This window comes from Acidobacteriota bacterium (assembly GCA_028875725.1).
Classification (GTDB): domain Bacteria; phylum Acidobacteriota; class Thermoanaerobaculia; order Multivoradales; family Multivoraceae; genus Multivorans.
This window is the reverse complement of the sequence record JAPPCR010000006.1, coordinates 1993022-2019044: the sequence shown is the minus strand read 5'-3', so window position 1 is coordinate 2019044 and position 26023 is coordinate 1993022. Positions and strand designations below refer to the sequence as shown.

General features: G+C 68.7%; 19 protein-coding genes. 7 read left to right on the top strand and 12 right to left on the bottom strand.

Annotated features, from left to right (window positions below):
* Window positions 1–38 precede the first annotated feature (38 nt).
* Both OXI49_10130 and OXI49_10125 read left to right on the top strand, forming a co-directional pair.
* Window positions 39–1142 (top strand): Zn-dependent alcohol dehydrogenase, encoded by a 1104-nt coding sequence (locus tag OXI49_10130; GenBank protein MDE2690858.1) that lies wholly within the window; start codon window positions 39–41, stop codon window positions 1140–1142.
* The gene (locus tag OXI49_10125) at window positions 1135–2595 is read left to right on the top strand and encodes an amidohydrolase (GenBank protein ID MDE2690857.1); all 1461 of its coding nucleotides are present in this window, start codon (window positions 1135–1137) and stop codon (window positions 2593–2595) included. Before OXI49_10130 ends, OXI49_10125 begins: the two co-directional genes overlap by 8 nt.
* Here the strand turns inward: OXI49_10125 and OXI49_10120 are convergent.
* From OXI49_10120 to OXI49_10110, 3 genes are read right to left on the bottom strand one after another with little or no spacing between them, the layout of a single operon-like run.
* Window positions 2592–3680: a DUF3187 family protein gene (locus OXI49_10120; GenBank protein MDE2690856.1), complete on the bottom strand. Its 1089-nt coding sequence runs from the start codon at window positions 3678–3680 to the stop codon at window positions 2592–2594. The two genes, OXI49_10125 and OXI49_10120, sit on opposite strands and share 4 nt — an antisense overlap.
* Before the next feature lie 40 nt (window positions 3681–3720).
* Window positions 3721–6069 carry a xanthine dehydrogenase family protein molybdopterin-binding subunit gene (locus OXI49_10115; protein ID MDE2690855.1) on the bottom strand — a complete coding sequence of 783 codons (2349 nt, stop codon included), beginning with the start codon at window positions 6067–6069 and terminating at the stop codon, window positions 3721–3723.
* Window positions 6069–6551, bottom strand: coding sequence for a (2Fe-2S)-binding protein (locus OXI49_10110; protein MDE2690854.1), 483 nt, complete (start codon window positions 6549–6551; stop codon window positions 6069–6071). The genes OXI49_10115 and OXI49_10110 overlap by 1 nt, the downstream gene beginning before the upstream one ends.
* Before the next feature lie 111 nt (window positions 6552–6662).
* Between OXI49_10110 and OXI49_10105 the strand changes: the two genes are divergently transcribed.
* On the top strand, window positions 6663–7700 hold the full coding sequence (locus tag OXI49_10105; GenBank protein MDE2690853.1) for a hypothetical protein: 1038 nt from the start codon (window positions 6663–6665) through the stop codon (window positions 7698–7700).
* Between the two features lie 5 nt (window positions 7701–7705).
* On the opposite strand, the gene OXI49_10100 is transcribed toward OXI49_10105, so the two are convergent.
* Window positions 7706–8674, bottom strand: coding sequence for a MoxR family ATPase (locus OXI49_10100; protein ID MDE2690852.1), 969 nt, complete (start codon window positions 8672–8674; stop codon window positions 7706–7708).
* Between the two features lie 28 nt (window positions 8675–8702).
* Window positions 8703–10622: an AAA family ATPase gene (locus OXI49_10095; protein MDE2690851.1), complete on the bottom strand. Its 1920-nt coding sequence runs from the start codon at window positions 10620–10622 to the stop codon at window positions 8703–8705.
* A 208-nt stretch (window positions 10623–10830) separates the two neighbouring features.
* Between OXI49_10095 and OXI49_10090 the strand changes: the two genes are divergently transcribed.
* The 4 genes from OXI49_10090 to OXI49_10075 all read left to right on the top strand — a co-directional run bounded on the left by OXI49_10090 (window position 10831) and on the right by OXI49_10075 (window position 18126).
* Entirely contained in the window at window positions 10831–12369 is a 1539-nt protein-coding gene (locus OXI49_10090; protein MDE2690850.1) for a VWA domain-containing protein, read from the top strand.
* 7 nt (window positions 12370–12376) lie between these two features.
* Complete coding sequence (locus tag OXI49_10085; protein ID MDE2690849.1) at window positions 12377–13255, top strand: haloalkane dehalogenase; 879 nt, start codon at window positions 12377–12379, stop codon at window positions 13253–13255.
* A gap of 73 nt (window positions 13256–13328) precedes the next feature.
* Window positions 13329–14897 (top strand): hypothetical protein, encoded by a 1569-nt coding sequence (locus OXI49_10080; protein ID MDE2690848.1) that lies wholly within the window; start codon window positions 13329–13331, stop codon window positions 14895–14897.
* Between the two features lie 322 nt (window positions 14898–15219).
* Entirely contained in the window at window positions 15220–18126 is a 2907-nt protein-coding gene (locus OXI49_10075; protein MDE2690847.1) for a carboxypeptidase-like regulatory domain-containing protein, read from the top strand.
* A gap of 26 nt (window positions 18127–18152) precedes the next feature.
* On the opposite strand, the gene OXI49_10070 is transcribed toward OXI49_10075, so the two are convergent.
* From OXI49_10070 to OXI49_10040, 7 genes are all read right to left on the bottom strand, one after another.
* Complete coding sequence (locus OXI49_10070; protein ID MDE2690846.1) at window positions 18153–18554, bottom strand: type II toxin-antitoxin system VapC family toxin; 402 nt, start codon at window positions 18552–18554, stop codon at window positions 18153–18155.
* Entirely contained in the window at window positions 18551–18787 is a 237-nt protein-coding gene (locus OXI49_10065; protein MDE2690845.1) for a hypothetical protein, read from the bottom strand. The genes OXI49_10070 and OXI49_10065 overlap by 4 nt, the downstream gene beginning before the upstream one ends.
* A gap of 92 nt (window positions 18788–18879) precedes the next feature.
* Complete coding sequence (locus tag OXI49_10060; GenBank protein MDE2690844.1) at window positions 18880–19698, bottom strand: cytochrome b/b6 domain-containing protein; 819 nt, start codon at window positions 19696–19698, stop codon at window positions 18880–18882.
* Between the two features lie 6 nt (window positions 19699–19704).
* Window positions 19705–20709: a xanthine dehydrogenase family protein subunit M gene (locus OXI49_10055; protein MDE2690843.1), complete on the bottom strand. Its 1005-nt coding sequence runs from the start codon at window positions 20707–20709 to the stop codon at window positions 19705–19707.
* Window positions 20710–20785: 76 nt separating this feature from the next.
* The gene (locus OXI49_10050; GenBank protein ID MDE2690842.1) at window positions 20786–23236 is read right to left on the bottom strand and encodes a xanthine dehydrogenase family protein molybdopterin-binding subunit; all 2451 of its coding nucleotides are present in this window, start codon (window positions 23234–23236) and stop codon (window positions 20786–20788) included.
* Between the two features lie 9 nt (window positions 23237–23245).
* Window positions 23246–23953, bottom strand: coding sequence for a (2Fe-2S)-binding protein (locus OXI49_10045; GenBank protein ID MDE2690841.1), 708 nt, complete (start codon window positions 23951–23953; stop codon window positions 23246–23248).
* A gap of 173 nt (window positions 23954–24126) precedes the next feature.
* Window positions 24127–25827: a thiamine pyrophosphate-binding protein gene (locus OXI49_10040; GenBank protein ID MDE2690840.1), complete on the bottom strand. Its 1701-nt coding sequence runs from the start codon at window positions 25825–25827 to the stop codon at window positions 24127–24129.
* Between the last annotated feature and the right edge of the window lie 196 nt (window positions 25828–26023).

Sequence of the window (26023 nt, the reverse complement as noted above, 5' to 3'; positions counted from 1 at the left end):
TGCCGGTCTCTCACCTGAAGCTACGAGGACTCCGCTCCATGAAAGCAGCCGTTTTCCACGAAGTCGGGCAACCGCTCGAGATCACCGACGTCGCGATCAGCAAGCCGGGACCGCACGAGATCCTGGTCCGGAGTTCGGTGGTCGGGGTCTGCCACAGCGACCTGCACTTCGTGGACGGCCTGTGGCCGATTCGTACACCCGCGATCCTCGGCCACGAAGCGTCCGGGATCGTCGAGCAGGTGGGTTCCGAGGTGCGCTACGTCGAGCCCGGCGACCATGTGATCACCTGTCTCTCCGTGTTCTGCGGCTACTGCGAGTACTGCATGAGCGGCGAGCCGGCGCTCTGCGACAAGCGCGCTACGCGACGGCCGAGAACGGAGGAGCCTCGGCTGGCGTTGCCGGCGAGCAACGGCGGCGGCCCGCGCCCTATCTCTCAGTTCGCCGATCTGGCCTCGTTCGCGGAGCAGATGCTGGTGCACGAGAACGCGGTGGTGAAGATCAGGAAGGATATGCCGCTCGACCGGGCGGCGGTCATCGGCTGCGCCGTGATCACCGGCGTGGGCGCGGCGTTCCGGACGGCGGCGGTGGAGCCCGGGTCGACGGTGGCGGTCATCGGCTGCGGCGGCATCGGCCTGTCGACGATCAACGGCGCCGACCTGGCCGGGGCTTCGCGCATCATCGCCATCGACCGGGTGTCGTCGAAGCTCGATCTGGCGAGGGCGTTCGGCGCCACCGACACGATCGACGCATCGGACGGCGACACGGTGAAGCAGGTGCTGGATCTCACCGGCGGCGGCGTCCACTACGCCTTCGAGGCGATCGGGCTCAAGGCCACGGCGGAGCAGGCGTGGGCGATGCTGCGGCCGGGCGGTACGGCCACCGTCATCGGCATGGTGCCGATGGGCCAGAAGGTCGAGATCCCGGGCCACGAGTTACTGCAGTCCAAATGTCTGCAGGGCTGTACGATGGGATCGAACCGCTTCCGCGTCGACATGCCGCGCCTGGTCGAGTTCTACCTGGGCGGCCGGCTGAAGCTCGACGAGCTGATCTCGGACCGGATCGAGTTCTCGCAGATCAACGAGGCCCTGCAGAACCTGAAGAGCGGCGAGGTGGCCCGCCAGGTCATCGTGTTCGATGACTAGCCGATTGCGCGCGGCCGCCGTTGCCTGCTGCGCCCTGGTTGTCCTTACTCTCGCGCCCGCAGCGGCCGGTGCCGGGGTCGTGGAGAAGGCGGGCCTGGAGGCCGCCGTGGCGGAGCGCGCCGACCTGCTCTGGGACGCCGCCCGGAAGATCTGGGAGTGGGCCGAGCCGGGCTACCAGGAAACGAAGTCGTCGGCCCTGCTCGCCTCCCTCGTCGAGGAGGAGGGGTTCGAGGTCACGCGCGGCGTCGCCGGAATCCCGACCAGCTTCGTCGCCTCGTTCGGCGCCGGCCGCCCCGTGATCGCGATTCTGGCCGAGTTCGACGCGCTGCCGGGACTGTCGCAGGACGCCGTTCCCACCCGCTCTCCGCGCCAAGGGCCGGACTGGGGCCACGCCTGCGGCCACCACCTGTTCGGCGCCGGCTCGCTCGGTGCCGCGCTGGCGGTGGCCGACGGCATCCGCGGCGGCGCGATCGGGGGCACCGTACGGCTCTACGGCACCCCGGCGGAAGAGGGCGGCGGCGCCAAGGCCTTCATGGCTCGCGCCGGGCTGTTCGACGACGTCGACGCGGTGCTGCACTGGCACCCGGGTGACGGGAACTCGGCCGGCGATCCGACGAACCTGGCCCGGGTGGCGGCGAAGTTCCGCTACCGCGGGCGGAGCGCCCATGCCGCGGCGTCGCCCGAAGCGGGCCGGTCGGCGCTCGACGCGGTGGCGATTCTGAACTACGGCGCCGAGCTCCTCCGCGAGCACACGCCGGACCGCACGCGCATCCACCACGTGATCACCGCCGGCGGCGACGCGCCGAACGTGGTGCCGGCGTTCGCCGAGGCGTACTACTACGTCCGCCACCCGAACATCGACATCGCCCGCTCGATCTACGACCGGCTGGTTCTGGTGGCCGAGGGCGCCGCCCACGCCACCGAGACGGAGCTCGAGATCGAGTTCCTGGGCGGGATCCACAACCTGCTGCCGAACGACACGCTGTCCAAGGTCTCGCTGCGCAACTTCAAGGCCCTCATCGACATGAAGTACACGGAAGCGGAGAAGGGCTGGGCCCGGAAGCTCCAGGAGTCGCTGCTCAAACCGCGGCCCCTTGCCTCGGTATCCCAACTGCGCGACGAGACGGGCAACACGAGCCTGGGTTCCACGGATGTCGGCGACGTCTCCTGGGTGGCGCCGACGACCGGCATCCGCACAGCGTGCTGGGTGCCCGGCACGCCGGCCCACTCCTGGCAGGCGACCGCGGCCGGCGGCACGACGATCGGCCGCCGGGGCATGCTGATGGCCGCCCGCGTTCTCGCCGCCACGGCCTGGGATCTGTTTGCCGATCCTTCGATCGTCAAAGCCGCCCGTGAGGAACTCGATCGCCGGCTGGCCGACCGGCCCTACCGCGCCGCTCTCGAAGAGGGCCAGCAGCCGCCGCTCGACTACCGCAAGGCGCCCGAGCGCTAGCTCGATCCGGTGCGGAACCGGATGCCTGCCTGCAGGCTGACGTCGACGGCGGAGCCGTACTTGAAGGTGTTGTTGGTGAGGCTGAAGTAGGCGGAGCGCTTGATCTGGCCGGGGGTGGGGTCGAGTCTTCGGGTCCAGCCGACGTCGATGAGGGTCGCGGTGACGCCGAGGATGGAGAGGTTGAGCTGGCGGAAGGGGCTCTGCTGGTGACGGAGCTGGAGGACGATCGAGGACCTGGGGCCGGTGGGGCGTTCGCCGGCGATGGCGACGGTGATGATGTTCTGCGGCTCGAGCGTCAGCAGGTCGTGGCTGCCGAGGCGGCTGAAGCCGGCGTTGCCGTAGAGGGTCCAGCGCCGCCAGGGGCGGGACACGAGGTACTGGAGCGCGGCGTCGACCGAGCCGGTGCCGTGGAAGCGGTCGTCGTCGGCGGTGGGGAGCTTGAGCTGGACCTGGACGGCCTGCCGCCAGGCGCCTGATTCCGGTCCGAGACCGGACTTGAGCGAGACGATCGTTTCCCCGACGCCGAGCCCTGCCTGCTCGAAGCGCACGAACCGGAGCTGTTCCCCGTAGCCGCCGGGACCGTCACGGCGGAAGTAGAGGGCGTAGCCGTTCTCGAGGGTCTGGGGTCGCCCGGACTGGCGGAAGCCGAAGAAGTCGTGGAAACCCTCGATCAGCGGGTCGATGAAGCCGCCGTCGGCGTTGACGACGCTCGCCTTGAGCCCGAGTTCGAGCCGCCGTCCGAAGCGCCTGCGCACGTCGAGCGTCAGCCGGTGGACTTCCATGTCGGCGAAGTAGATTCCTTCGAAGCCGGGCCAGGGCGAGATGCCGTCGAGTTCTTCGACCGTGACCGGGCCCCGGTAGCGGCGCGCTTCGATGACCTCGGACACGGACGGCGACCGCAGCCAGAAACTGGAGAGCCCCAGCGAGGCGGTGACCTGCCAGCGGCCTGTCCCGGGCCCGCCCGGCGCCGGCGCTTCGAGCGGCAGACTGAGGAACCCGGAGCCGCTGCCCAGCCACACCTCGGCCACGGGCAGCGGACCGAACCGGTGTTCCTGGGCGCCGAGGGAAGACGCAGCCGCGAGCACGCTCGCCGCTGCCGCAAGGACGGTCAGGCGAGGCAGCAGGTTACTGCGCCGATGCCGCCGCCTGAATCGCCTGCCAGACGCGCTCCGGCTTGGCCGGCATGTCGATGTTCGTGATGCCGAGCGGCCGCAGGGCGTCGACGATCGCGTTGACCACGCAGGGGGTCGATCCGATCGTTCCCAGCTCGCCGATGCCCTTGGCGCCGAGCGGGTTCACGTCCGTCGGCGTGACCGTGTTGTCGAGCACCATGCGGGGGAAGTGCTTGGCGCGCGGCACGGCGTAGTCCATCAGGGTGCCGGAAAGGAGCTGGCCGCCGTCGTCGTACTGGACCTCTTCCCACATCGCCTGGCCGATGCCCTGGACGACGCCGCCGATCCGCTGGCCGTCGGCCAGCATCGGATTGATCACGACGCCGAAGTCATCGACCGCCACGTAGCGCTGGATCTCGATCTGGCCGCTCTCCGGATCGACCTCGACCTGGCACAGGTGGGCGCCGAAGGGGAAGGTCGTTCCCGGCGGTTCGAAGCGGGCGACCGCCTCGAGGCCGGGCTCTTCGCCCGGGACGGCGACGTTCCAAAGATGGGCCATCTCCGCGACCTGGCGGAAGGTCAGCTTGCGGTCGGTTCCGCTGACGGTGAACTCGCCGTCCTCGTAGTCGATCTGGTCGACAGGCGCGTCGAGATGGTGGGCCGCGATGCGCGTCGCCTTGGCGTGGACCTTGGTCAGGGCCATGTGGAGCGCCGCGCCGCCGACGGCGATGCCGCGGCTGCCGAAGGTGCCGACTCCGTGCTGGACCTGGTCCGTGTCGCCGTGGACGACGACGACGTCGTCGATACCGACGCCGAAGGCGTCCGAAGCCATCTGGGCGAAGGCCGTCTCCTGGCCCTGGCCGTGGGGCGACACGCCGGTGTAGACGGTCACGTTGCCGCTGGGCTCGACACGGACCGTCGCGCTCTCCCAGGTACCCATCCGCTGGTGAGGCGCGGTGCCGCCCGAAGGACCGATGCCGCAGACCTCGGTGAAGGCGGCGACCCCGATGCCGACCAGCCGGCCATCGTCGCGCGCCTGCCGTTGCGCCTCGCGCGCGTCGTCGTAGCCCACGAGTTCGATCATCCGGTCCAGCGTTTTCTCGTAGTCGCCGCTGTCGTAGACCGCGCCCGAGGCGGTGGTGTGGGGGAAGGCGTCCTTGTCGACGAAGTTCCGTCGCCGCACGGCGACCGGATCGAGGCCGGTTGCCGCCGCCACCTCGTCCATCACCCGCTCGATGATGTAGGCGGCTTCGGGGCGCCCGGCACCGCGGTAGGCCTCGGTCGCCATCGTGTTCGTGTAGACGGCGAAGGTCTCCCAGGCGACCGCCTTGATGTCGTAGCAGCCGCAGGACATCGTGTGCGTCGAGAGTGCGATGAAGGGACCGTAGAAGGACCGCCAGGCGCCGAGTTCGGAGATCGTCTGTCCCTTGAGCGCCAGCACGCGACCGTCGTTCTGGAAGGCGACCTCGATCTTCTCGACGTGGCCTCGGCCGTGCGTCATGCCGAGGAGGTTCTCGGTCCTGGTCTCCGACCACTTGACCGGCCGGCAGAGCTTCCTGGACACCCAGCAGAGGAGAGGATCCTCGGGATAGGTCGGTATCTTCGCGCCGAATCCGCCGCCGACCTCCGGTGCGATGGCGCGGATGCGGATCTCGGGGATCCGGAGGCACATCGCGATCTGCTGTTTGACGAAGTGGGGGGCCTGGTTCGAGGTCCAGATCGTCAGCTTGCCGGGGCCGTCCTCCCAGTGCGCGCAGATCGCGCGGCCCTCCATCGGAAAGGGGGCGACGCGCTGGTTGAGCAGGCGCATCGAGAGGGTCTGGTCGGCCTGCTCGAAGAGCTTGTCCGCTTCCGGGTTGGGGACCGGAACCTGAATGCAGATGTTGCTGTCGAGTTCTTCGTAGACCTTGGGCGCGTCCGGCGCCATTGCGGCTTCGACGTCGACCACGGCTTCTCGCGGCTCGATGTCGACCTCGACCAGGCTGGCGGCGTCCCGGGCCGCGTACGGCGTTTCGGCGACCACCACGGCGACCGGCTGGCCGACGTGGAGGACCCGGCCGTCCGCCAGCAGGGGGTGATCCGCCTTGCCCATGCCCGGCATCTCGGCGCCGACCGGACTCGGCCCAACCTGTCCGTCCATGTCGGCGTAGGTGTAGACGGCGACCACTCCGGGGTGGTCGGCCGCGGCGGTCGTGTCGATGGAGCGGATGGCGCCGGCCGGAAAGTCGCTGCGCACGAAGGCGGCGTACGTCATGCCGGGCAGCTTGACGTCGTCCGTGTAGGTGCCGAGGCCCCGGATCAGGCGGGGGTCCTCGCGCCGCTTGATCGCCTTGCCGACGGAGTTCGGACGGAACGCGACCATCAGGCCGCTCCCGCGGCTTCCGCCGCGTGCTGAACCGCGTCGACGATCTGCTGGTAGCCGGTGCAGCGGCAGATGTTGCCGTCGATCGCTTCGCGGATCTCTTCGTCGGTCGGGTTCGGGTTGTCGTCGAGCAACTGTTTCGCCGCCATGATCATCCCGGGAGTGCAGTAGCCGCACTGGAGGCCGTGTTTCTCCCAGAACCCGACCTGCAGCGGATGCAGGTTGTCCGCGTCCGGGGCGAGTCCTTCGATCGTCGTCACTTCCTGGCCGTCGGCCTGGACCGCCAGCACGGTGCAGCTCTTGACGGCGCGTCCGTTCAGATGCACGGTGCAGGCGCCGCAGAGCGTACTCTCGCAGCCGATGTGGACGCCCGTTAGGTCGAGTTCCTCGCGCAGGAAGTGGACCAGCAGCGTGCGGGGCTCGACCTCTCGTTCGTGCGTGCTGCCGTTGACCGTGACGGTGACGGGGACGGATCGTGGCATCGGACCTCCTGACAGGGATCGGTGTCGTGACGGGGAAGAGTATCGCAGCGGAGGCGCGCTATGATGAGCGCCTACTGCAGCAGAATCGCGCTTGAACGCAGGGAGGCCGACATGAAGAAGTCGCTCATCGCCACCACCGTGCTGATTGGGTTGGTCGTCGCCGCATCCGCGGTCGTCGCCGCCGAGGACGGCATCAAGCGGACCGCCGACGGCAAGCCGGATTTCACCGGCGTGTACGACATCTCGAGCATCACGCCGTTCGCCAGGCCCAAGGAGTTCGGCGACAAGCTGACCCTCACCCCCGAGGAGGCACAGGCGAACGCGAAGTCGCGAGCCGACAGGAACGCCGTCCAGGACGCTCCCAGCGCTTCGGCCAGCGAGCGCGCGGCGCCCGAGAAGGGCGGCAACGTCGGCGCCTACAACAACTTCTGGTTCGAGTGGGGCAGCCAGAACTACGTGATCGACGGCAAGTACCGGACCTCGGTGCTGACCGATCCCCCGAACGGCCAGATGCCGGCGATGACCGAGGAGGGCAAGGCCCGAGCGGCGGCCGCGCCCAAGTTCGCGTGGCCGAACAAGGGCTACGCCTGGTGGCTCGAGACGGGCGACATCCCGTACGACGGCCCGGAAACGAACATCGTCGGCGTGCGCTGCCTTTACCAGCCGACGGCCTCGGTCGCGATTCGTCCGCTGCCCTACAACAACGTGAAGACGATCGTGCAGACCGAAGATCACTTCATGATCATGATCGAGTGGATGCACTGGACCCGGGTCGTCCGGATCGGGGGCGAGCACATGCCGGCTGACTACACCTCTCTTGCCGGAGATTCGATCGGCTGGTGGGAAGGCGACACGCTGGTCGTCGAGACGACGAACTTCCGCGACATGCCCGATCTTCGCGGCGAGGGCGTGCGGGTGATCGAGCGGTTCAGCCCGCACGACGGCAACAGCCTGCTCTACAGCTTCACGGTCGAGAACCCCGAGTACGAGGCTCCTTTCAGCGGCGAGCTGCCGTGGGCGAAGACGACACAGAAGAGCTACGAGTACGCCTGCCACGAGGGCAACTACGCAGCGGGCAATACGCTGCGCGGCGCGCGTCTGCTCGAAGCGGAGTTCGAGAAGGGTCAGTCCAGCTCAGGACAGGAGTAGTCGAGCTAGACCGCTCGGACCTGTCGGCTCACTCGACCGATGATCCGGGGCAGCGCCTCGTGCGCCTCCGGCGGTACGCGGAAAGTCGTCATCCAGGACAGGGCTGCGAGGTCCTCCAGGTTGACGGCGTCACGGCCCGCCAGTAGCGCTGCGCCCCGCAGGATCTTGATCGCCTTGACCAGGAAGGTGCGGTCCGTGAGCAGGGAGTTCGTCTCGTTGCACTCGAACTCCAGCACGAGGGTGCGCAGCACGTCGAGGAGGGCTAACCGCACCGCTGGTCCGACCTCGACGTCGTACATCCGCCGGTTCAGTGCGTCCAGGGTGGCGCGGTCGGTGACGGGCGCAGGATCGGGCTGTTCGACGACGGAGCCGGAGGCGAAGCGGTCGATCAGCGTCTTCGCGTCCTCGGTACCGCTCTGGATCAGGCCGGAGACCCGCAACTGGAGGGCGAAGCGGTCGAGGTTCGCGGGGTCGAGCGGTTCGTTGTAGTACTCGTCATCCATCGGGTTGCCGGTGGCGATCGCGGCCATCAGCGGAATCGGCTCGGCGCCGAAGCGGCGCTCGTTCAGGATGCGGAGCAGCACGTTCAGAGCCTCTCCGGGCGCGCGGGAAATGTCGTCCAGCACGGCCACCTCGGCGGTCAGGAGGCCCCCAGGCTCGATCCGCTGGTGGATCCGCTCGGCCTCGCCGGCAGTTCCGGGCGCGGCGCCGTCCGTCTTCACCTTGCGGCGCTCCAGGACGATGTCGCCGACGAGCTCGGCGAGCCGGGTGTCTCGGTGCAACTGGTAGAAGAAGAAGTCGAGGTCGGAGCCCCTGGCGGCGACCTCTGCCAGCCTTGTCTTGGCGGTGCCCGGCGGTCCCTCGACGTAGATGTGCTCTCGGGTGATCAGAGCCAGGAGCAGTGCCGTCTTCACCTCGTCGTGGCCGACGACGTGGTGATCGAGCAGATCGCGGAGGGGACTAAGGTCGCTCACGGAACGCGCGACTCTATCCGTACCGGGATCACCGCTCCTCCAGCCTGAGTCCGCCTCCGGCAGTCGGTCGACCGTAGAAGCGCAGCCCGGCCGTCTCGAGCGAGATGTCGTCCAGGACGGGCGGGCAATCGCCGTTGCCCAGAAACACGGTGTGGAGAGCCACGCCGAGCCGGCGCGCCAGTTGCCGTTCCCGCCGTACGGTCGTGTCGCCGATGATCGGCAGGCCGTCGGTCAGCAGCACGATGTGGCGGTTGCGTCCGGAGCCGCCGCGCAGGCCTTCCAGGGCCGTGCGCAGCGGTGCCTCGTAGTTCGTCTGGCCGACCGCCTTGGCCTGCCCGGCCTGTTCCGCGAGGCGCGAGTAGGAGCGATGAAGCAGCCGGCCGCCGACCTCGTGAGGCAGCGCGCGGTGGTGGAACTCCACGTAACCGACGCGCATGCGCCGACGGGCCGCCACTCGCAGGATGCCGAGCACGACCTGACTCGACCAGACGGTGAGCCGCCCGGCCATCGAAGCGGAGATGTCCCGCAGGACGGCGACGGCGCCGCCGGCGCTCCTGCGTTTGCGCTCGAAGGTCCGCGGTGCGCCGGGCAGACGGCCCTCGGCAAACAGCAACGCCTCGATCACGTCGGCGTCGATGACTTCATCGAGATCGCGCAGCGGCCGGTAGCCGCGGGGCTGGCCGCCAGGGTCGGTGTCCGGATCGACTCGTCCCCGCTCGATACGCCCGACGAGCGCCCGCAGGAGCGGGTCGACCTGGGCGGGCGGAGGCGGCTTGCCGAACAGGGTCGGGGGCGCCGGCAGGTCGGCCTGATCGTCGATCCACGAGTCCGACGCCGGCGATGCGGCCGCGGCGCCGTCGGAGTCGTCGCCCTGGGACTGCGCTCCAGGCATCTGGGCGCCGGTCTCCGTCATCGTCACGTTGGGCGGATCGCCGAGCAGTTCCTCCAGGATGTGGTCGAAGTCTTCCTGCACCTCGTCCGGCAACCGGTGGGCGACCATGTAGCGGATGGCGTGGAGATCGCGCGGCGCCGCGGCCGGGGCGCCGCGCAGGAACGCGTGCGCGCGCACGAGCCGGAGCGCCGCCGAGCTGAAGGAGCGGTCCGACATCAGGCGGTCGCCGGAGGCGGACTCGTCGGCGCTGCGCTGGCGGAGCCGGTCAAGCAGACGGTGGTAGGCGTCGATGGTCCGCGCTTCGACCCTGAGGGACGCGGCCGCCCGTTGCGCGGCGTTGCGGATTGTGGGGTTCATCACCGCGGATCGCGGTGCGGCGCTTGCGGCGGCGGCGTGGGCTGCGCCGGCGGCCGACCGGACGCCCGACCGCGACGACTCTTGGGCAGCCTCCCGTTCGAGCAGGACGGCGGCCTCGTCGAAGAGCCCGCCGGTGAGCAGACCGCTCAGACGAAGTTGCACGGCGAAGCGGTCGAGCTGGCCCGGTTCGAGCGGGTCGATCGGGGCTTCGACCTGCTCGAGCGGCCCGGTTGCCACTGCCGACTCGAGCGGCAGCGGCTGCCCCAGGGCGTGCCGTTCGGCGAGGATTCGGAGTAGCGGTCCCAGAGCCTCGCCGGGGGAACGCGGCAGGTCCTCGAGCAGGGCGACTTCCGCCTGGAGCAGCGGCCCGGGGATCAGCTCCCGTCGCAGGCGCTCGTGGCCACGGTGGCGGTGGCGGCTCAGCAGGACGTCGCCGAGCAGATCCGATTCCCGAATGTCGCGATGAAACACCAGCGTGTGCGTACGGGCGCCCGACAGCGCGGCCAGGGCCGCGGCAAGCACCGACTTGCCGCAACCGGGCGGACCCTCCAGGTAGGCGTGCTGCTCCGCCAGCAACGCGAGGGTCAGCCCCGTCGCGGCATCGTCCTGCCCGATCAGTACTCGGCCGAGCGCGGTCCGCAAGTCGACGAAGGCAGCGGCCAGTTCCGTGGTTCGGCGATCCGGGGCGGATTGGGTCATGGCCGCGGAATGCTACTTGGCCGGTGCCTACCCTCCGGCGCCGACGCAGGCTGGATGGCGTCGGTTCGACGCAGGTACGGCTTCCTTCGAGGGGAGGTTCCCGGAAGAACCTGACGGGAACCGCGGTTGGTAGGATGGCGGATGCGTCGCGTTCCCGTGCCGTCGTGCGTCTGCGTTCGGCACTCAGGAAACCAGGAGGTCCCCAGGGATGAAGAAAGTTGCGACGGTTGGACGACGATTGGCGCTTGCCGCCGCCTTGACGGGTGGTGCTTACCTCTTGTCGACCGGTTTCGGGTTGGCCGTTGCCGCCGATGCCACGGTTGGCGTTGAGGCTGCGGCCCAGGATGACGAGAAGAAGAAGCGCAAGGCGGAGAGGAAGGCGGCGGCTCGGGCGGCCAAGGAACAGAAGCGTCTGGAAAAGCAGCGCCGGCAGCGGGGCAGGACGGTTCGCGCGGTTGTCGTGCCGTCGGAGCCGGCCGCGGGATCCGAACCGGCCGCGGCGCCGGCGCCGGAACCGGCGGTGGCGACCACGCCGGCTGCCGTGCCTGAACCGGCGCCCGCGCCGGAGGCCGAGCCGGCGGAAGTCCCGGCAGCGGAACCGGCGCCGAGAACCGCGCCGGAACCCGTTCGTACCGCCGACCCGGCCCCGGCTCCGCTGCGCGAGCAGCCACGCGCGTCTGAGCCGACTTCACGCCCGGCGAGGACGCCGGCCCCTGTTCCGGCGTCGAGGGACTTCGAACTCAGCGAGCGCATCCGGGTCGCGGAGGTGCTGCTTGATGTCCTCGTCACGGACCGGAAAGGCAACGTGATCGAGGGTCTGGGCGCCGAGGACTTCGTCGTTCTCTACGACGGCGAGGAGCAGGACGTGACGAGTGCCTCCTTCTACGGCGGACCGAGCGAGTTGTCGGCCACCGGCGAGGGCGCCACGACGCGAACCGATCGCTACTTCGTCCTCATGTTCCACGATCAGCGGATGCAGGCGCCGCAACTGGCGGGTCCCCAGATGGACAACGCGCGCTGGCTCAAGCGCTGGATCGAGGAGGAACTCCAGCCCAACGACCAGGTGGCGGTGTTCGCGTACCAGGCACGGCTCAAGGTCTACCTGGACTTCAGCCGCGACCGCGACGAGATCCTGGCGGCAGTGGATGCGGCTTCCCGGGGCAAGAAGGACCTCGAGCCCTGGCTGACGCGCTCGGAGCCCGAGTTCGACCCGAACTCACCGTCGTTGCTGGTGAACCTGCCGAAGGGCAAGGAACTTGCGCGCCAGAGCCGCAAGGTCCAGGAGGCGCTGGAGCTGCTTGGAGAGGCAGCCTCAGGGATCGCCGGCCGCAAGAACCTGGTGATGTTCAGTCTCGGTTTCGGCGAGATCGGCCAGTTCGGCAGCTACACGCCGGATCCGCGGTACTACCCGCAGATGCGTGAGGCGCTGAACGCAGGCAACGTCGCCGTGTACACGATCGACACGATGGGCAGTCGCCGCCGCTCGATCGCTTCGGCGTCCCTCAACGACTCACTGAGCCACATTTCGAACGAAACCGGCGGCCACTACTACGCGAACTTCACGAACATCCTGTCGCCGATGCGCCAGGTCGCCGAGGAGAACCAGGGCTACTACCTCGTGAGCTTCCGCTCCGAGTACGAAGCCGGCACCCAGGGCTATCGCGGCATCAAGGTCAAGGTCCGCGACGGCAAGTACAAGGTACGTTCCCGCACCGGCTTCCGCTACGGCGAGTCGGCCGGCCCGTAGTCCGCAGATGATTTCCGCCGACGCGCGCTACGAGAAGAAACGGATCGAGGTCCACGGTCACGAGATGGCCTACGTCGATTGTGGCGAGGGCGATCCGATCGTCTTCCTTCACGGCAATCCGACTTCGTCGTACCTGTGGCGCAATGTGATGCCGCACCTGGAGGGACAGGGGCGGCTGGTGGCGCCCGACCTGATCGGCATGGGCGATTCGGCGAAGTTGCCGGACAGCGGGTCGGACCGGTATCGCTTCGTCGAACACCGGCACTACCTTGGCGGGTTGCTCGAGGCGATCGGTGTGGATTCGAACGTGGTCTTCGTGATCCACGACTGGGGTTCCGCGCTCGGCTTCGACTGGGCGAACCGGCATCGGGACGCGGTCCGCGGCCTCGCCTACATGGAGGCGATCGTCAGCCCCGTTCCGAGCTGGGACGACTGGCCCGAGGCGGCCCGGGGCGTGTTCCAGGGTTTCCGCTCGCCGGCCGGCGAGGGCATGGTGCTGGTGAAGAACGTCTTCGTCGAGCGGGTGCTGCCCGGTTCGGTGCTGCGGAAGATGACGGACGAGGAGATGGCCGTCTACCGGAGTCCTTTCGAGGAAGAAGGCGAGTCGCGCCGTCCGACGCTGACCTGGCCGCGCCAGATCCCGATCGCCGGCGAGCCGGAGGACGTGGTGGAGATCGTCCAGTCCTACGCCGACTGGCTGGCCGGATCCAGCGTACCGAAGCTCTTCGTCAACGCGAAGCCCGGCGCCATCCTCACGGGCGCCATGCGGGAGATCTGCCGCGGCTGGCCGAACCAGACGGAAGTGACGGTCAAGGGCTCCCACTTCATCCAGGAGGACTCCCCGGACGAGATCGGTCAGGCGATCTCGGAATGGTTGCCTTCGTAGCCGGCGTTCTCCTCCCCGATACCCACCTTCATGTGTGACGCCTGAGGAAGTCAGGCACGGGGAGGAAGCTCACATGCTGCGAAGCCTGCTCCGGGAAGGACGTCGCTTCCCATCGACGGTCAAGGTCTCGATGCTGGTCGCTACGCTGGGCGGTGCGCCTGGGTTGGCGACGGCCCAGGATGACGAGAGGGGGCCGAGGTTCGAGGGACTGAAGCGCCTTGACCTGCCGCCGGAGATCGTTCGGGCGGCGGATGTGCGCTGGCTCGAGGATGGCCGGGTTGCGCTTGGCGTGATCGGACCGGGCATCCATGCCTGGCGGATTGGCGAGAGCGTCGCTCAACTCAGGGTTGCGCTTGAGGAGCCTGCCGACGACGTTCGCGAGGAGGGCGGCAGGGTCGTCATCACTCGAAACCCCTTCGAACGGGACTACGGCCGCCTGGCCGTCTCGCCTCAGGGGATTGCCTTTGCGGACCTGTTCGCCGGGATCCATGTGGCGAACGAAGACGGAATCAGCGGCGCGGGGGCCATCGAGTTCCTGGGCGACCTCGACCGCCGCGGATCGCTGACGGCCGCGGTTGGTCTCATGCTCGGAGATGCCGACGGCTGGGCGCCGTACGCGGCCTGGTTGATCCCCGACGGCGGTGGCTCGCCGCGCGGCCTGCTGCCTACGCGGGACGGTGGGCGCGGTCTGGAACTTTGTCGCGACGCCGAGCTGTCGGTGATTCGCTTCATCTCGGAGGATCGCCTGCTCGTGATCCCGGGCGCCGAGGCCGGCGTCTTCGTCTACGACGTCGACGGCGCGCTTCAAGACAGTCTCGACGCGGCGACCTTCTTCGCCGAGAGCGGCTGCCATTTCGAGTTGGATCAGTGGGGTAGCTCGCCTCTTTCGGATGCCTACCAACGGGCCGACTGGTTGGGCCCGCGTCGCATCATCGACGAGGTCGTGGCCGACGGCACCGGCAACGTGTACTTCTTCGTCCGCTACGGGGCGGAGCGTCCGGCGGAGGAGTCTGGAGCCGCTATCGGTTGGCTCCCCGATCTCAGCCCGCAGGCCGTCACGGCCGACATTGCGGCGACGCTGCCCAACACGGATGCAGCCTGCCCTACGCCGCATTGCTACGAGCCCGCTACGCCGGGAGGATTGGTGCCCGTCGCGAACGCCTACCGTTGGCGGCCGGCACCGAGGTGGCGTGCCGAGGGCTCTCGGCGCCGGCCTTCGATCCACCACGTGGCGCTTCGTTCCGGCCCCAAGGCGGAGGGGTTGACCGGCCGGCCGCCCGGCCTTCAGGCGTCGCGGCAGCAGCAGCCGCAACCGCAGGGACGAAACAACCACCAGTGGTCGCGTCAGGACATAGATCGCATCCGGACCGGGAGGGTAGAGGATCTTGTCGCGGCTTCGGTACCGCCTCCACGAGGCAGAGTGTGCTGGGACCTGGTTCACGCCCACGTTGACGATCTGCGGAGTGTTGCGAGACAACCATGCGTCGTCGAGTCGGAGTTCGCCGATACCCGGCTGCGCGCCGACCTCCTAGGCGACCGGGCGGTCATCCTGCTTCGCGGCGGGGCGGTGCGGGGAGCAGACGTTCGGTCTGCGGAGGCGTTCGAAGCCCGCCTACTCCCGCCGGCCGCGTCGGGAGACTAGGGCGGTGCGGTCTTCAGCTTTCCTTTTCCTGGTCGCGCTTGGAGCGGTTGCAGTCCCGGCAGCGGGACAGGACGAAGCGGCTGCCGGCGACCAGTTCCAGTTCGTATGCCCCAGGGAGAGCGCTCCGGCCTTCCTCGACGGGATTCCCGTGCCCGCCGACAGGACATGGGAGCGACTGGACGACATCCCGCCGGGCGGTGCGGCGCCGGCTGGCTGCTGGGCGTGGAGCGACTCCTGTCCACCCCGGCTCCTCGAGGCCGGACAGAGCCCGGCCGCCACTTGCCGCGCCGGTGCTGGTTCAACCAGTCCGCTGAGCATTCGCATGCTCGTCCCCGAGGCCTCGAACGAGGCTTCCGCGGCCGGGACCCCAACCGCGGCCGGGTTCGAGGTGGTGGCGGCGCCGGTGGCGATGTGGCGGCAGGTGCCCTGGAGTCTGCTGCCGACGATCACCGTCAGGTCCGGATCGCTCTCCCTGCCCCGTCATGACGAAACGTGGCGCGTCCAGGCGCTGGCGGGAGGCCTCGCCTCGACCTGGCGGGACGCGATTCCTGACGAGGGCTCGGTTGAACTCTCGTTGCGTCAGGCTGTGGAGTTCACCGTGCAGGCGACCGCCGGCGGCGCGCCTCTGGCCGGCGCGCGGATGTACCTGGTGCGACCGGGCTCGGGCATGTATGCCATACCCGAGCCTCTGGGCTTTGGGATCACGAACGCAGACGGCAGGGTGAGCTTGACCGTGTCCGAGCTGGAACGGTCCGCGGTCCTCGTGTCCCACGTCACCCGGAATGCGTCGGCGTTCGAGCGTTTCGACGAGACGCCAGCGGTCGTCGAGCTCGGTCCGGGGCTGGCCCTGACAGGCCGGACCGTCGATCCGGAAGGACTGCCCGTAGCTGGTGTACGACTCCTGGGCCTGTCGTGGGTTGGCGACGAACTGGTGGCGATGCAGCGTCACCTGGGCCTCTCCGGCCCGGACGGCCGCTTCTCGCTCACCGGCTTCGCTAAAGGCGCCGCGTCCCTGCGAACCGACGGCGGCGATCTGGAGTACTCCCGGACCTTCGACCTGGAGGGTCCCCTGGACCTGGGGTCGATCGTGCTGATGGCGCCCGAGCACTACTGGGTCCAGGTTGTCGATGCGAGCCGCGGAACACCGGTACCCGAGGCGCGCACTCTCTTCGAGGGTGGAGAGACAACGACGACCGACCGGGATGGACTCGCGCGGGTGTCGCCCCGTTTCGACCGGATCCTCCTGGTCGACGCGAAGGGCTATCGGAGGGCGCGGTTTCAGTTCGCTGGCGGCGGCGCCGCGGCCGAAGCGAACCCGCCGCCTGGCCTGGCGGCCCTCCGTGTCGACCTGGCCGGCGACGTCGGCGCGACGGCCGAGACCCCCCTGGTGCTGCGGCTGGCGCCGGCCTTCACGGTCGAGGGGGTCTTCGTGGCGGCCGACGGAGTGACTCCGGCCGTCTCCGGGCGACTGGTTGCGTCCCAGTCAGTGGCCGGTGGGAGCAGGACGAGCAACGAAGCGCTCGCGGCGGACGGTTCCTTCTCTCTGGACCTCGAGCCGGGCGCCTACACGCTCGAACTGACCGCCGCGAATGCCGGAAGGCGGGTGCTGGAGGTCTCCGGGTCGGCGGGGGAGGCACGCGACCTGGGCACCATCATGGCGCCGGCTTCGGCCTGGGTGTCCGGGACCGTGGTGAGTCCCGAGTACGCCCCGGTCTCGGGCGCCAGGATCTCCTACCTGCGGCCGACTAGGTTCGGCGCCTTGATGGCCCGTGCGATGGGACGGGTAGAGGAGGTCACGGCAAACGCCGACGGTTACTTCGAGATGCACGGCCTGGAAATCGGCCCTTCCAGTCTTCGCGTGGAGGCGGAGGGGTTCGCTCCGCTGGAGTTCGAGATCGAGGCCCCGGCGATCCAGTGGGTCGATGCCGGTTTTGTCGAACTCTCGCGCGGGCGCCGGATCACCGTGCGTTCCGACGTCGACGACGGCACGGTGAGACTCGATCCGGGGGCCGAGCACGATCCTCTGGGTCCGATGACGGGCAAGGTGGTCGACGGCGAGGCCGTGTTCGAGAACGTGCCCGAGGAGGAGTCTCTGCGGGTTCGCGTGCTGCAGGAGGGCGTACCTGTCTGCGAGCGTCGCGAGGAGGCCGGAACCGGCGACGAGGTCATCAGGTGCAACCGGAGCACGGTGACCGTCACGGGTCTGGTGACGGTTGCAGGCCAACCCGGGAACGGGAGGTTGAACTGGCAGTCGAAGGTTGAAAACCCGCAACCCGAAGGTATCTTCCGCACGCTTGGCGGGTCGATACGGCGAAGCCAGGTCGTCACCGACAAGCTCCAACTGACGGCGCCCCTCGACGGCGAGGGTCGCTATCGGCTGGAGTCGATGCTCCCTGGCGAGTGGAACGTGACCCTGATGTCGGACAACGACGGATGGCAGCAGGAGCGTGAGGTCACGGTGCCGGATGCCCCGGGTGAGGAAGTCGCGCTGGATTTCCACTATGGCGGCGTGTCCATCGACGGGATCGTCGTCGGTGCCGAGGGACAGCCCGTGACCCACGCGACCGTCGACATCTTCCCGGGCCGCCGGGCGGTCGTGACGGGCCGGAGCGGTCGCTACGAGATCATGGACCTGGCGCCCGGTGCCTACCAACTCCGGGCGCGCTTTCAGCACTCACGTTCCGATCTCGTGGACGTGGAGCTCCGGGACTACAACGACCGCCAGTCGGTGCGACTGGACCTGCGGGACGATCCCGCGAGCGACGAACTGGCGATCCGGCTCGCCGGTGGAGTCGGCGGCTTCTGCTTCGTCGAGATGGAGGGGGCAGGGCAGCGGACTGTCCGGATCGATGGCGGCGTCGCGAGCACCCAACTCACTCCGCCGCTCACCGACCGCGTCCGCGTCGCCTGCCGGGCGGACGGGCGCTGGGTCCTCACCGGCTGGCAGCCCCTCGAACCCGCTCTGGAGCGCGGCGTCGACCTCGACCCCTTCGAGTCCGAGTCCTCGATCGTCCTGACCGGCGAGCCGTCGATGGCGGCGGTGCAGGTCAGCGGCCCCGGCGGCTGGGATCTCGGCTCTCTCCGCATCTGGTTCGGCGGCGCTACGACCTTCTCTGTCGGCGAGACGATCTCCAACCTGCCGGAGGGCGAGTACACCCTCCGCTGGGGGAATCAGGTGCGAACCGTCTGGACCGAGCGCCGGCGTGCCGCGGAGGTCGAGATCGAGTAACAGGTCCGCCGTTGCGTCGGGCTTCTTTAGGTGGGCTGTGGCGCAAGGAACGCGCAGGTTGGCCCAGCGGCCTGGCTGAGTCTCCGGTCAAGAGTCGCGAGTGGGCACTCGAAGGCTTCTGCGATGGCGACGTACCAGGCGTCGTAGCTCGTCAGGTTCCCGCGTAGCTGCCAGACCCGTTCGGCGAACGGAGCGAACGGCAACAGTTCCAGGTCCAGGCGCAGAAGGTCACGGAATGCGCTCGTGGCCTCGAGCCGTGTGATCGTGCCCGATGCTTCCAGACGCCGAAGAGTGTTCGCTGTCTCGACGAGAACTAGTTCAGGCGAAAGTAGTGGTCCGCTTGCCGTGACCCCGGCGGCCCAGTCGCCTTCGCTTCCGGAGTCCAGGAGGGCGGCGACCAGCGCGGAGGCGTCGATGACGACGGTCACTTCCGGTCCGCGTCGCGGGCTCTGAGGATCGTGTCCGTGTCCACTCGGGTTCCGGCGGCGTCCTTCCGGGCCCTCACCGTCTGGAGCCAGACCTCGAGCGAGGGGCGCGACGCGATCTTCTCTAACTCGCCGCGAAGAAACTCCTGCATGGACTTGCGCTGGAGCGCCGCTCGGGCGGCGAGCTCGTCGCGGACCCGATCGGGGACGTCACGAATCGTCAGTTGAACCGGCATGAGGCAAGAATGACATCACAGACAGCATTCTGCAAGCACGGTTGGCGAGAGGGGCAACCGCGTCCGGCCCAGCCGCCCAGCCTGCTTTAGGCCTACTTGCCGCCGGTGACCGGCCACTTGGCCGGGTCGTGGTGCCTCAGGTAGTCCTTGCGGTCGATCCAGCCGAGGATCATCGACCAGGTCATCCAGCGCTTCTCGGGCAGGATGGCGAAGTAGACGTGGGCCACTGTCAGGGTGACCAGCACGACGCCGCCGACGCCGTGGAGGACATAGACCCAGCCCCAGCCGCCGTCGCCGAAGAACGCGTAGTCGTCCTGGGCCCAGAGCGGCTGCTCGATACGCCACATCATCAGAATGCCGGTGACGATCGCGGCCATGCCCGCCAGGGTCGCCGCGTGGTGGAACATCTTCTGCGCCGCCGGGTACTTGCCGGGCTTCGCCGGTGGTTCGCCGCCGGTAACGGCTTTGCGCATCTCGCGCATCATGTCGCCGAGATCCGAGAGCCCGATCCAGACGTTCTTCAGGCTCTGGAAGAAGGTGGCGTGGATGATGTGGAAGACGATCGACGCCGTCAGGATCAGGCCGGTGATCCAGTGGATCTCGAGCCAGGCGAACTGCAGGCCGACCTTGGGCAGGAAGCCGGTGATCAGCAGGAGGATCATGGAGATCCCCATGACCGCGTGGAACAGGCGGGAGGCCAGGCTGTGCCGCTGGATCTTCTGCGGCAGGCCTGGATCGTCAGGTGCGTTTGCCGCGGCCTTCTTCTCCTCGCCGATCCAGCGGCGGCGAAGCGCCAGGTGCAGGATCAGGAAGACGCCTCCCGCGATCAGCGCGATCCAGAACAGACTCCAGTCGATCCCCAGGAGGACGTCCTGTCCCCAGGGGTTGGTGGCGCGTTGGACGATTTCCATCGAGTTCTAGACCGGCGCCTGTCCGCGGATGGCCCGGCGGATCAGGTTTCTCATCAGGGGCACCTTGTAGCCGTTGTGGCGTAGCGGTTTGGCGCCGATGACGCCCAGTTCGGCGATCCGGGTCGCGATGTCCTCGCTGATCTTCTGGCCGCGGAGCAGTTCCTCGCAGCGGTCCATGCGGAGCGGCACCGGTGAGACGGCGCCGACCGAGAGCCGGCAGTCCTGGACGACCCCGTCCTCGACCCGCATCGCGGAGGCGACGTTGACCAGGGGGAAGTCCCAGGCGTTCCGGTCGCGGACCTTCTCGAAGTAGAAGTCGGCGCCAGCCCAGGTGTCCGGGATGCGGACGGACTGCAGGACCTCGTTGGGCTGCAGGACGGTCATCCGGGTGATGTCGATCGCGGGGCCGACGAAGAAGTCCTCGGCGGCGACGGTGCGCTCGCCGCGGCGGCCGCGGATCACCATTTCGGCGTCCAGCGCGATCAGCGCCGGCGCGGTGTCCGAGGGCGTGACCGCGACGCAGCGAGAAGCGTCGAAGATGCAGTGCTCGCGGTTCATCGACTCCGGCGTGTCGGCGTAGCAGATGTTGCCGCCCGCCCGGTAGCAGGGCCAGCCGGCCCGGTAGTACCAGCAGCGGGTGTCCTGCACCAGATTGCCGCCCAGCGTTCCCTGGTTGCGGATCTGGGGGGTGGCGACGGTTTCGGCGGCTTCCGCAAGGATGCCGTAGCGCTCGCGGACCAACTCGTTCTCGACCACCTCGGTGAGCGGCGTCATGGCGCCGATCTCGATGCCGCCGTCGGTCTCGCTGATCCCGGACAGTTCCGGGATCGCGCCGAGGTCGACGACCGCTTCGGGCCGCTTCACGCGGTCCTTGAACCAGTCGAAGGTGTCCATACCGCCGGCCAGCACCCAGGCCGTGTCGCGGTGACGGTCGAGGACTTCGAGGGCGCCGTCCAGGCTCTCGGGCTGGTACAGCTCGAAGTCGGGGATCATGTCGTGGATGACGGCCATGCTGTGGTTTCCTCCTTCTGGGGAGTATCGTCCGGAGCAGTATCGTGCTGATCTGATCTAAGCGGTCACGAACAGATCAGGTGTGCGCGGCAAGGAACTCGCTGTCCTGTTCGCGGCCCTCGAGCTGGTTGATGATGTGGTCGGTCATGAGCGGCAGGTAGGCCACCGTGTCCTGCCCCAGCGCGTCCTGGATGGCGCACAGGAGGGAGGCGCAGCCGGCGCCCATCGGCGGTTCGCCGATGCCCTTGGAGCCCACCGGGTTGTTCGGATCCGGCATGTTCACGGCGTCCCACTCCATCTCGAGCGGCACGTCGAGGATCGTCGACGGCCGGGCGGTGTAGAAGCGGTTCGCGAAGGGGATGCCCCACTGCGGGTCGTAGACCCACTTCTGGCCGACCGCGCAGCCGAAGCCCTGCACGGCGCCGCCGTGAAGCTGGCCACCGAGGCTCCGGGGGTTGAGGACGGTCCCGCAGTCGGTGACCGCCTTGTAGTCCGTCAGTTCGATGACGCCGGTCTCCTTGTCGAGCTCGATCTCGGCGTAGGCGACGACCCAGGAGTAGACGTCGCCGGCGCGACCGTAGTTGTCCTTGGCGGCAGCCAGCAGGCCGCGGCCCTTGAGGACGGCGGCGCCGCCGAGCGTGATCGGACTCAGTCCTTCGTTGAGCTCCGTGCCGTCGTAGCGGCCGCCCATCTCGATCGCCTTCTCGGCGGCCTGGGCCAGGCTCAGGCCGGCGGCGCGGTTGCCCCGGCGGTAGACGCGTTCACCGGCGACGACGTACTGCGAGGCCGAGCCGCCGTGGACCTGGGCCGCGAGCTCCTGGAGCTTCGTCCTCAGGTCGGTGGCGGCGGCGTGGGTGGCGCGCGTGATCGCGTGGGTGGTCTGGCTGCCCGCCTGCACGCAGGTGTGGGGCACGCCCTTGCCGGTATCGCCCCAGACCATGTCCACCTTCTCCCACGGCACGTCGAGCAGGTCGGCTGCGACCCGCGCGGTGTCGGAGTAGGAGTGGGTGCCCAGGTTCCCGATTCCGGTGTGGATCTCGAGCCGGCCTTCCGGCGTGATCAGCATCAGTCCGTCGAAACCGCTCGAACCGGCGGTGTAGGTCGAACTCGCGAGACCGACGCCGGTGACCTTCGAGCCGTTCATCTGCCCGCTTCGGGCCTTGGCGTCTTCCCAGTCGACCATCTCGGCCAGCCGGTCCCAGGCTTCGGTGACGTAGGCGGTGGTCACGTTGCGACCCTCGCCGTCACCGAACTTGGCGCCGTTCTTCGCGATGTTGATCTGGCGGATGGTCAGGCGGTCGATTCCCAGGTGGTCCGCGGCGCGGTCGAGCAGGGGCTCGACCATGGCCGACATCTGCACGCCGCCCGGCGCCCGCTGCGGAGCCCGCGGGGGCGTGTTCGTCGCGATGGAGAGGCCGCGGTGGCGCATGCTCTCGGGCTGGTAGGTGAGGGACACCATGTTGCCCGAGGTGCCCATGTCGCTCTGACGGCCGTACGGACCGTTGTCCTGGATCACCGCCCAGTCGAAGGCGGAGATGCGGCCGTCCTTCTTGAAGCCGATCCTGGCCCAACCCTGGAAGCCCGGGCGGGCGCGGCCGATGTAGTTCTCCTCGTAGCGGGTGACCCGGTGCATGACCGGCTTGCCGGTCTTCTTGGCCAGGTAGACCGGCACCGCCATGTTGCTGGTGCCGACGATCTTGCTGCCGAAGCCGCCGCCGGTGTACTCGGCGTGGACGACCAGGTTCTGGGGCGGAACGCCGACCGTGCCCTGGCCCGCGAGCAGCGTGAAGGCGACGCTCTGGGTCGAGGGGTAGAGGTGGCAGGTGTCGCCCTCCCAGTGCGCCATGCAGCTTCGCGGCTCCATCGGGTGATGGGTGACCGACTGGAAGAAGAGCGGCTCGTCGATGATGTAGTCGGCGTCGGCGAAGCCCTTCTCGAGGTCGCCGTTCGTCCACTCGTCCTGGAACACGCCCTCGGGCATGCTGCCCTTCTCGCCGTTCGAGCCCCTCGCGGTCGCCAGGTCCTCGGCCGTCCACTCCACGCGCTGGACGACGGTCTCGACGCCGGTGTCGGTGCGCTGGCGGACGATGCTGTTGCCATCGGGCAGCGAGTCGGCGCCTCCCGGAGCGATCGAATCCAGGGGGTCCAGCGCGAACGGCAGCGGCTCGAAGTCGACCCTGATCTTTTCGATCGCGTCGGCGGCGATCTTCTCGCTCACGGCGGCGACGGCGAGCACGGGCTCGCCCTCGTACTTCGGATGGTTCGTCAGGGAACGCTCATCCAGCGGACCCGCTTCGCCCATGTACTCGGCGAGGTCGTCCGCGGTGAGAACCGCCTCGACGCCGTCCATCTCCAGCGCGGCGGAGGCGTCGATGTTCCGCACCCGCGCGTGGGGCATCGGCGACAGCAACTGCTTGGCGAACAGCATGCCCTCGGCGCGCCAGTCCTCCGCGTACCTGGCGCGTCCGGTGACCTTTTCGATCAGATCGGGTGGAACGTAGTCGGTGCCTACGAGTGTATTGGCCATCTTTGTTCCTCAGCTCAGAGTGGCGCGTGCGTTCTCGAGCGCGCGTTCGGCGGTGTTCAGGATCTTGTTGTAGTCGCCGCAGCGGCAGATGTGGCCGGCAAGCCACTTCTGGGCGTCCGCGCGGGTCGCGTTCGGGTTGGCCTTGACCAGCGCAGCCATGCTCATGATGAAGCCCGGGGCGCAGAAGGCGCACTGGAAGCCCATCTCGTCGAGCACCGCCTGCTGGACCGGGTGGAGCACGCCGTCCTGCTCGAGCCCTTCGACCGTGGTCACCTCCCGGCCGCGCACCTGGTGCACCAGGATCGAGCAGCCGTAGTGGGGAACGTCGTCGATCAACACGGTGCAGGCGCCGCACTCGGCGCGGTCGCAGCCCAGCTTGGTGCCGGTGAGGTCGAGCTTGTAGCGCAGCACCATGGCCAGCGTGTCCATCGGCTCGACTTCGAGTTCGTGGGTCTCGCCGTTCACCCGAAGGTCGATCGTGCGGGCCACCGGTTCGGTGGCGGCGCGCAGCACATCCGGCTGGAGCAGATTGCCCCCCGCCATCGAGACGGCGGCGCCGGTGGCGACCGAACCTTGAATGAAGCTCCGTCGGGTGACGTCCGAGAGCCCGCCTGAACTCTCTTCCCGGCCGTCGTCCGCTTCGGTTTCCGCGTGGTCTTCGCGCAGTTCCTCGATCAGGTCGTCCTGCAGGAAGACGTCTTCTCTCAGCTCATCCATGGTTTCCAGCCTCCGTTAGGCGGGTGGTGATACCGGCGTGCTGCCCTCTGCTTTGTCCGGCTTGCCGGCGAAGCATACAACATGGGTTGGCGACCGGTCCGAGGCTCGCCAGGGACCGCCATGGCCGCGCGACGCTCCAGCAACGATCAAGAGCCGCAGGGTGCGAGAACGACTCAGATCCGGCCCCCGATGATCACGTCGAGTACGTAGGGGCCGCCGGTCGCGAAGGCTTCCCGCAGCGCCTCCTCGACATCCGCCGGGTCCTCGATCTTCCGCCCGGGAACGCCCATTCCCGCGGCCATCTCGACGAAGTCGAGTTCCGGCTCGGTCAGGTTCATGTGGGGATAGGGCCGGTCCGCCGGAATCCCGAAGCGTTCGCGGTAGATGTCCATGTTGATCTTCAGGATCTTGTACTCGCGGTTGTGCAGGATCAGGAAGACGATCGGCATGTCGTAGTGAGCGGCGGTCCAGAGCGCCTGGATCGAGTACATCGCCGAGCCGTCGCCCGAGAAGACGATGACCGGCCGCTCGGGGTGGGCGAGCGAAGCGCCGATGCCGCCGACCAGTCCCTGGCCGATGCCGCCGCCGCGGGTGCCGCAGTAGCGGTCGGGATCGTCGACGGGCAGGAAGCCGAGAAGATCGCCGCCCGCGGTGATCGACTCGTTGACGATCACGGCGTCGTCGGGCACCGCCCTGGCGACCTCGGACATGAGCCGCGCTGGCGACATGGGCGCGTCGTCAAAGTGGGCGGCCAGCCGCTTCTGGCGCGCGGCCCGGGCGCCCTCGCTGGCGGCACGCAGCTTGTCCATCCGCTCCGCGGCGGCAGCCCGGAAGCTGGTGTCGGCGGACGCCTCGAGCGCTTCCCGCAGGGCCGCGAGCCCGGCGCGGGCGTCGGCGAGCATTCCCACTTCGACAGCGAAGTTGAAGGCGAGGCGGTCGGGCGCGTCCTCGATCTGGAGAACGGTGGTCTCGGCGCCGAACGGCGAGTCCGGATCGAACCAGACCTCCTCGAAGAAGGAGCCGCCGACGAGCAGGACGACGTCGGCACCGCCGAGTGCGTGCTGGATGCCGGCATGGTTGAGCGGCATGCGCGGCCGGAAGCAGGGGTGGCTCTGCGGGAAGTTCAGACGCTGCATCAGCCCTTCCGGGTAGACCCCCGCGCCGACGAACTCGGCCAGGGCCACGAGTTCCTGCTGCCCTTCGCTTCGGGCCACGCCGTCTCCGATCACGATCGCCGGCTGGCGCGCCTGGCTCAGCACGCCGACCATGCGGCCTACCGCCGCCGCTTCCGGCTGCGGCGCCCGGTACAGATCGCCGAGCGGCCGTACCGACTCCGCGGTCTCTTCCTCCAGGACGTTCAGCGGCAGGGCGACGAACACGGGTCCGGCGGGTGGATCGTGCGCGACCTTGAAGGCACGATGGAGGATCGGCGCGAACTCGTCGGCGCGCTCGACCTGGACGCTCCACTTGACCAGGGGCTCGGCCATCGCCACCAGGTCATGTCCGAGCAGGGGTTCTCGGAGCCGCGAGCGGGTGTCCTGCTGGCCGGCCGTGATCACCATCGGGGTGTTCGCTTCCCAAGCGTTGTAGAGCATGCCCAGGGCGTTGCCGAGCCCCGGCGCCACGTGCAGGTTGACGACTCCGGTGACGCCGGTCGACTGGGCGTAGTAGTGGGCGGCGCCAAGCGCCACGGATTCGTGCAGGGCGAGGACGTAGCGGAGGTCCGGGTGGTCCCCGAGCCGGTCCATCAACGGACTCTCCGTGGTGCCGGGGTTGCCGAACAGGAACGGAATGCCGTACTCGGTCAGGGCATCGAGCAGGACGTCTCCGCCGCGTTGGGGACTGTGCTTGGGACGGATCGCTGGCAGGCTCATGGGCGTGGAGGGTAGCAGGAGAAACCGGCGGTTCTCCGGCGGCCCCGTCGCCATGGCCGGAGGCGCCCTTCCGGTGTTACGGTTAGTCTCTTCCGGGCCCTTCCAGGGCGTCCACAGAGAAGCTGACGGAGATGACGGTGATGGCTAGCGGCGAGACGGGCAACGAGGCAATGGAGCGGCAGACCGAAGCCGCGGC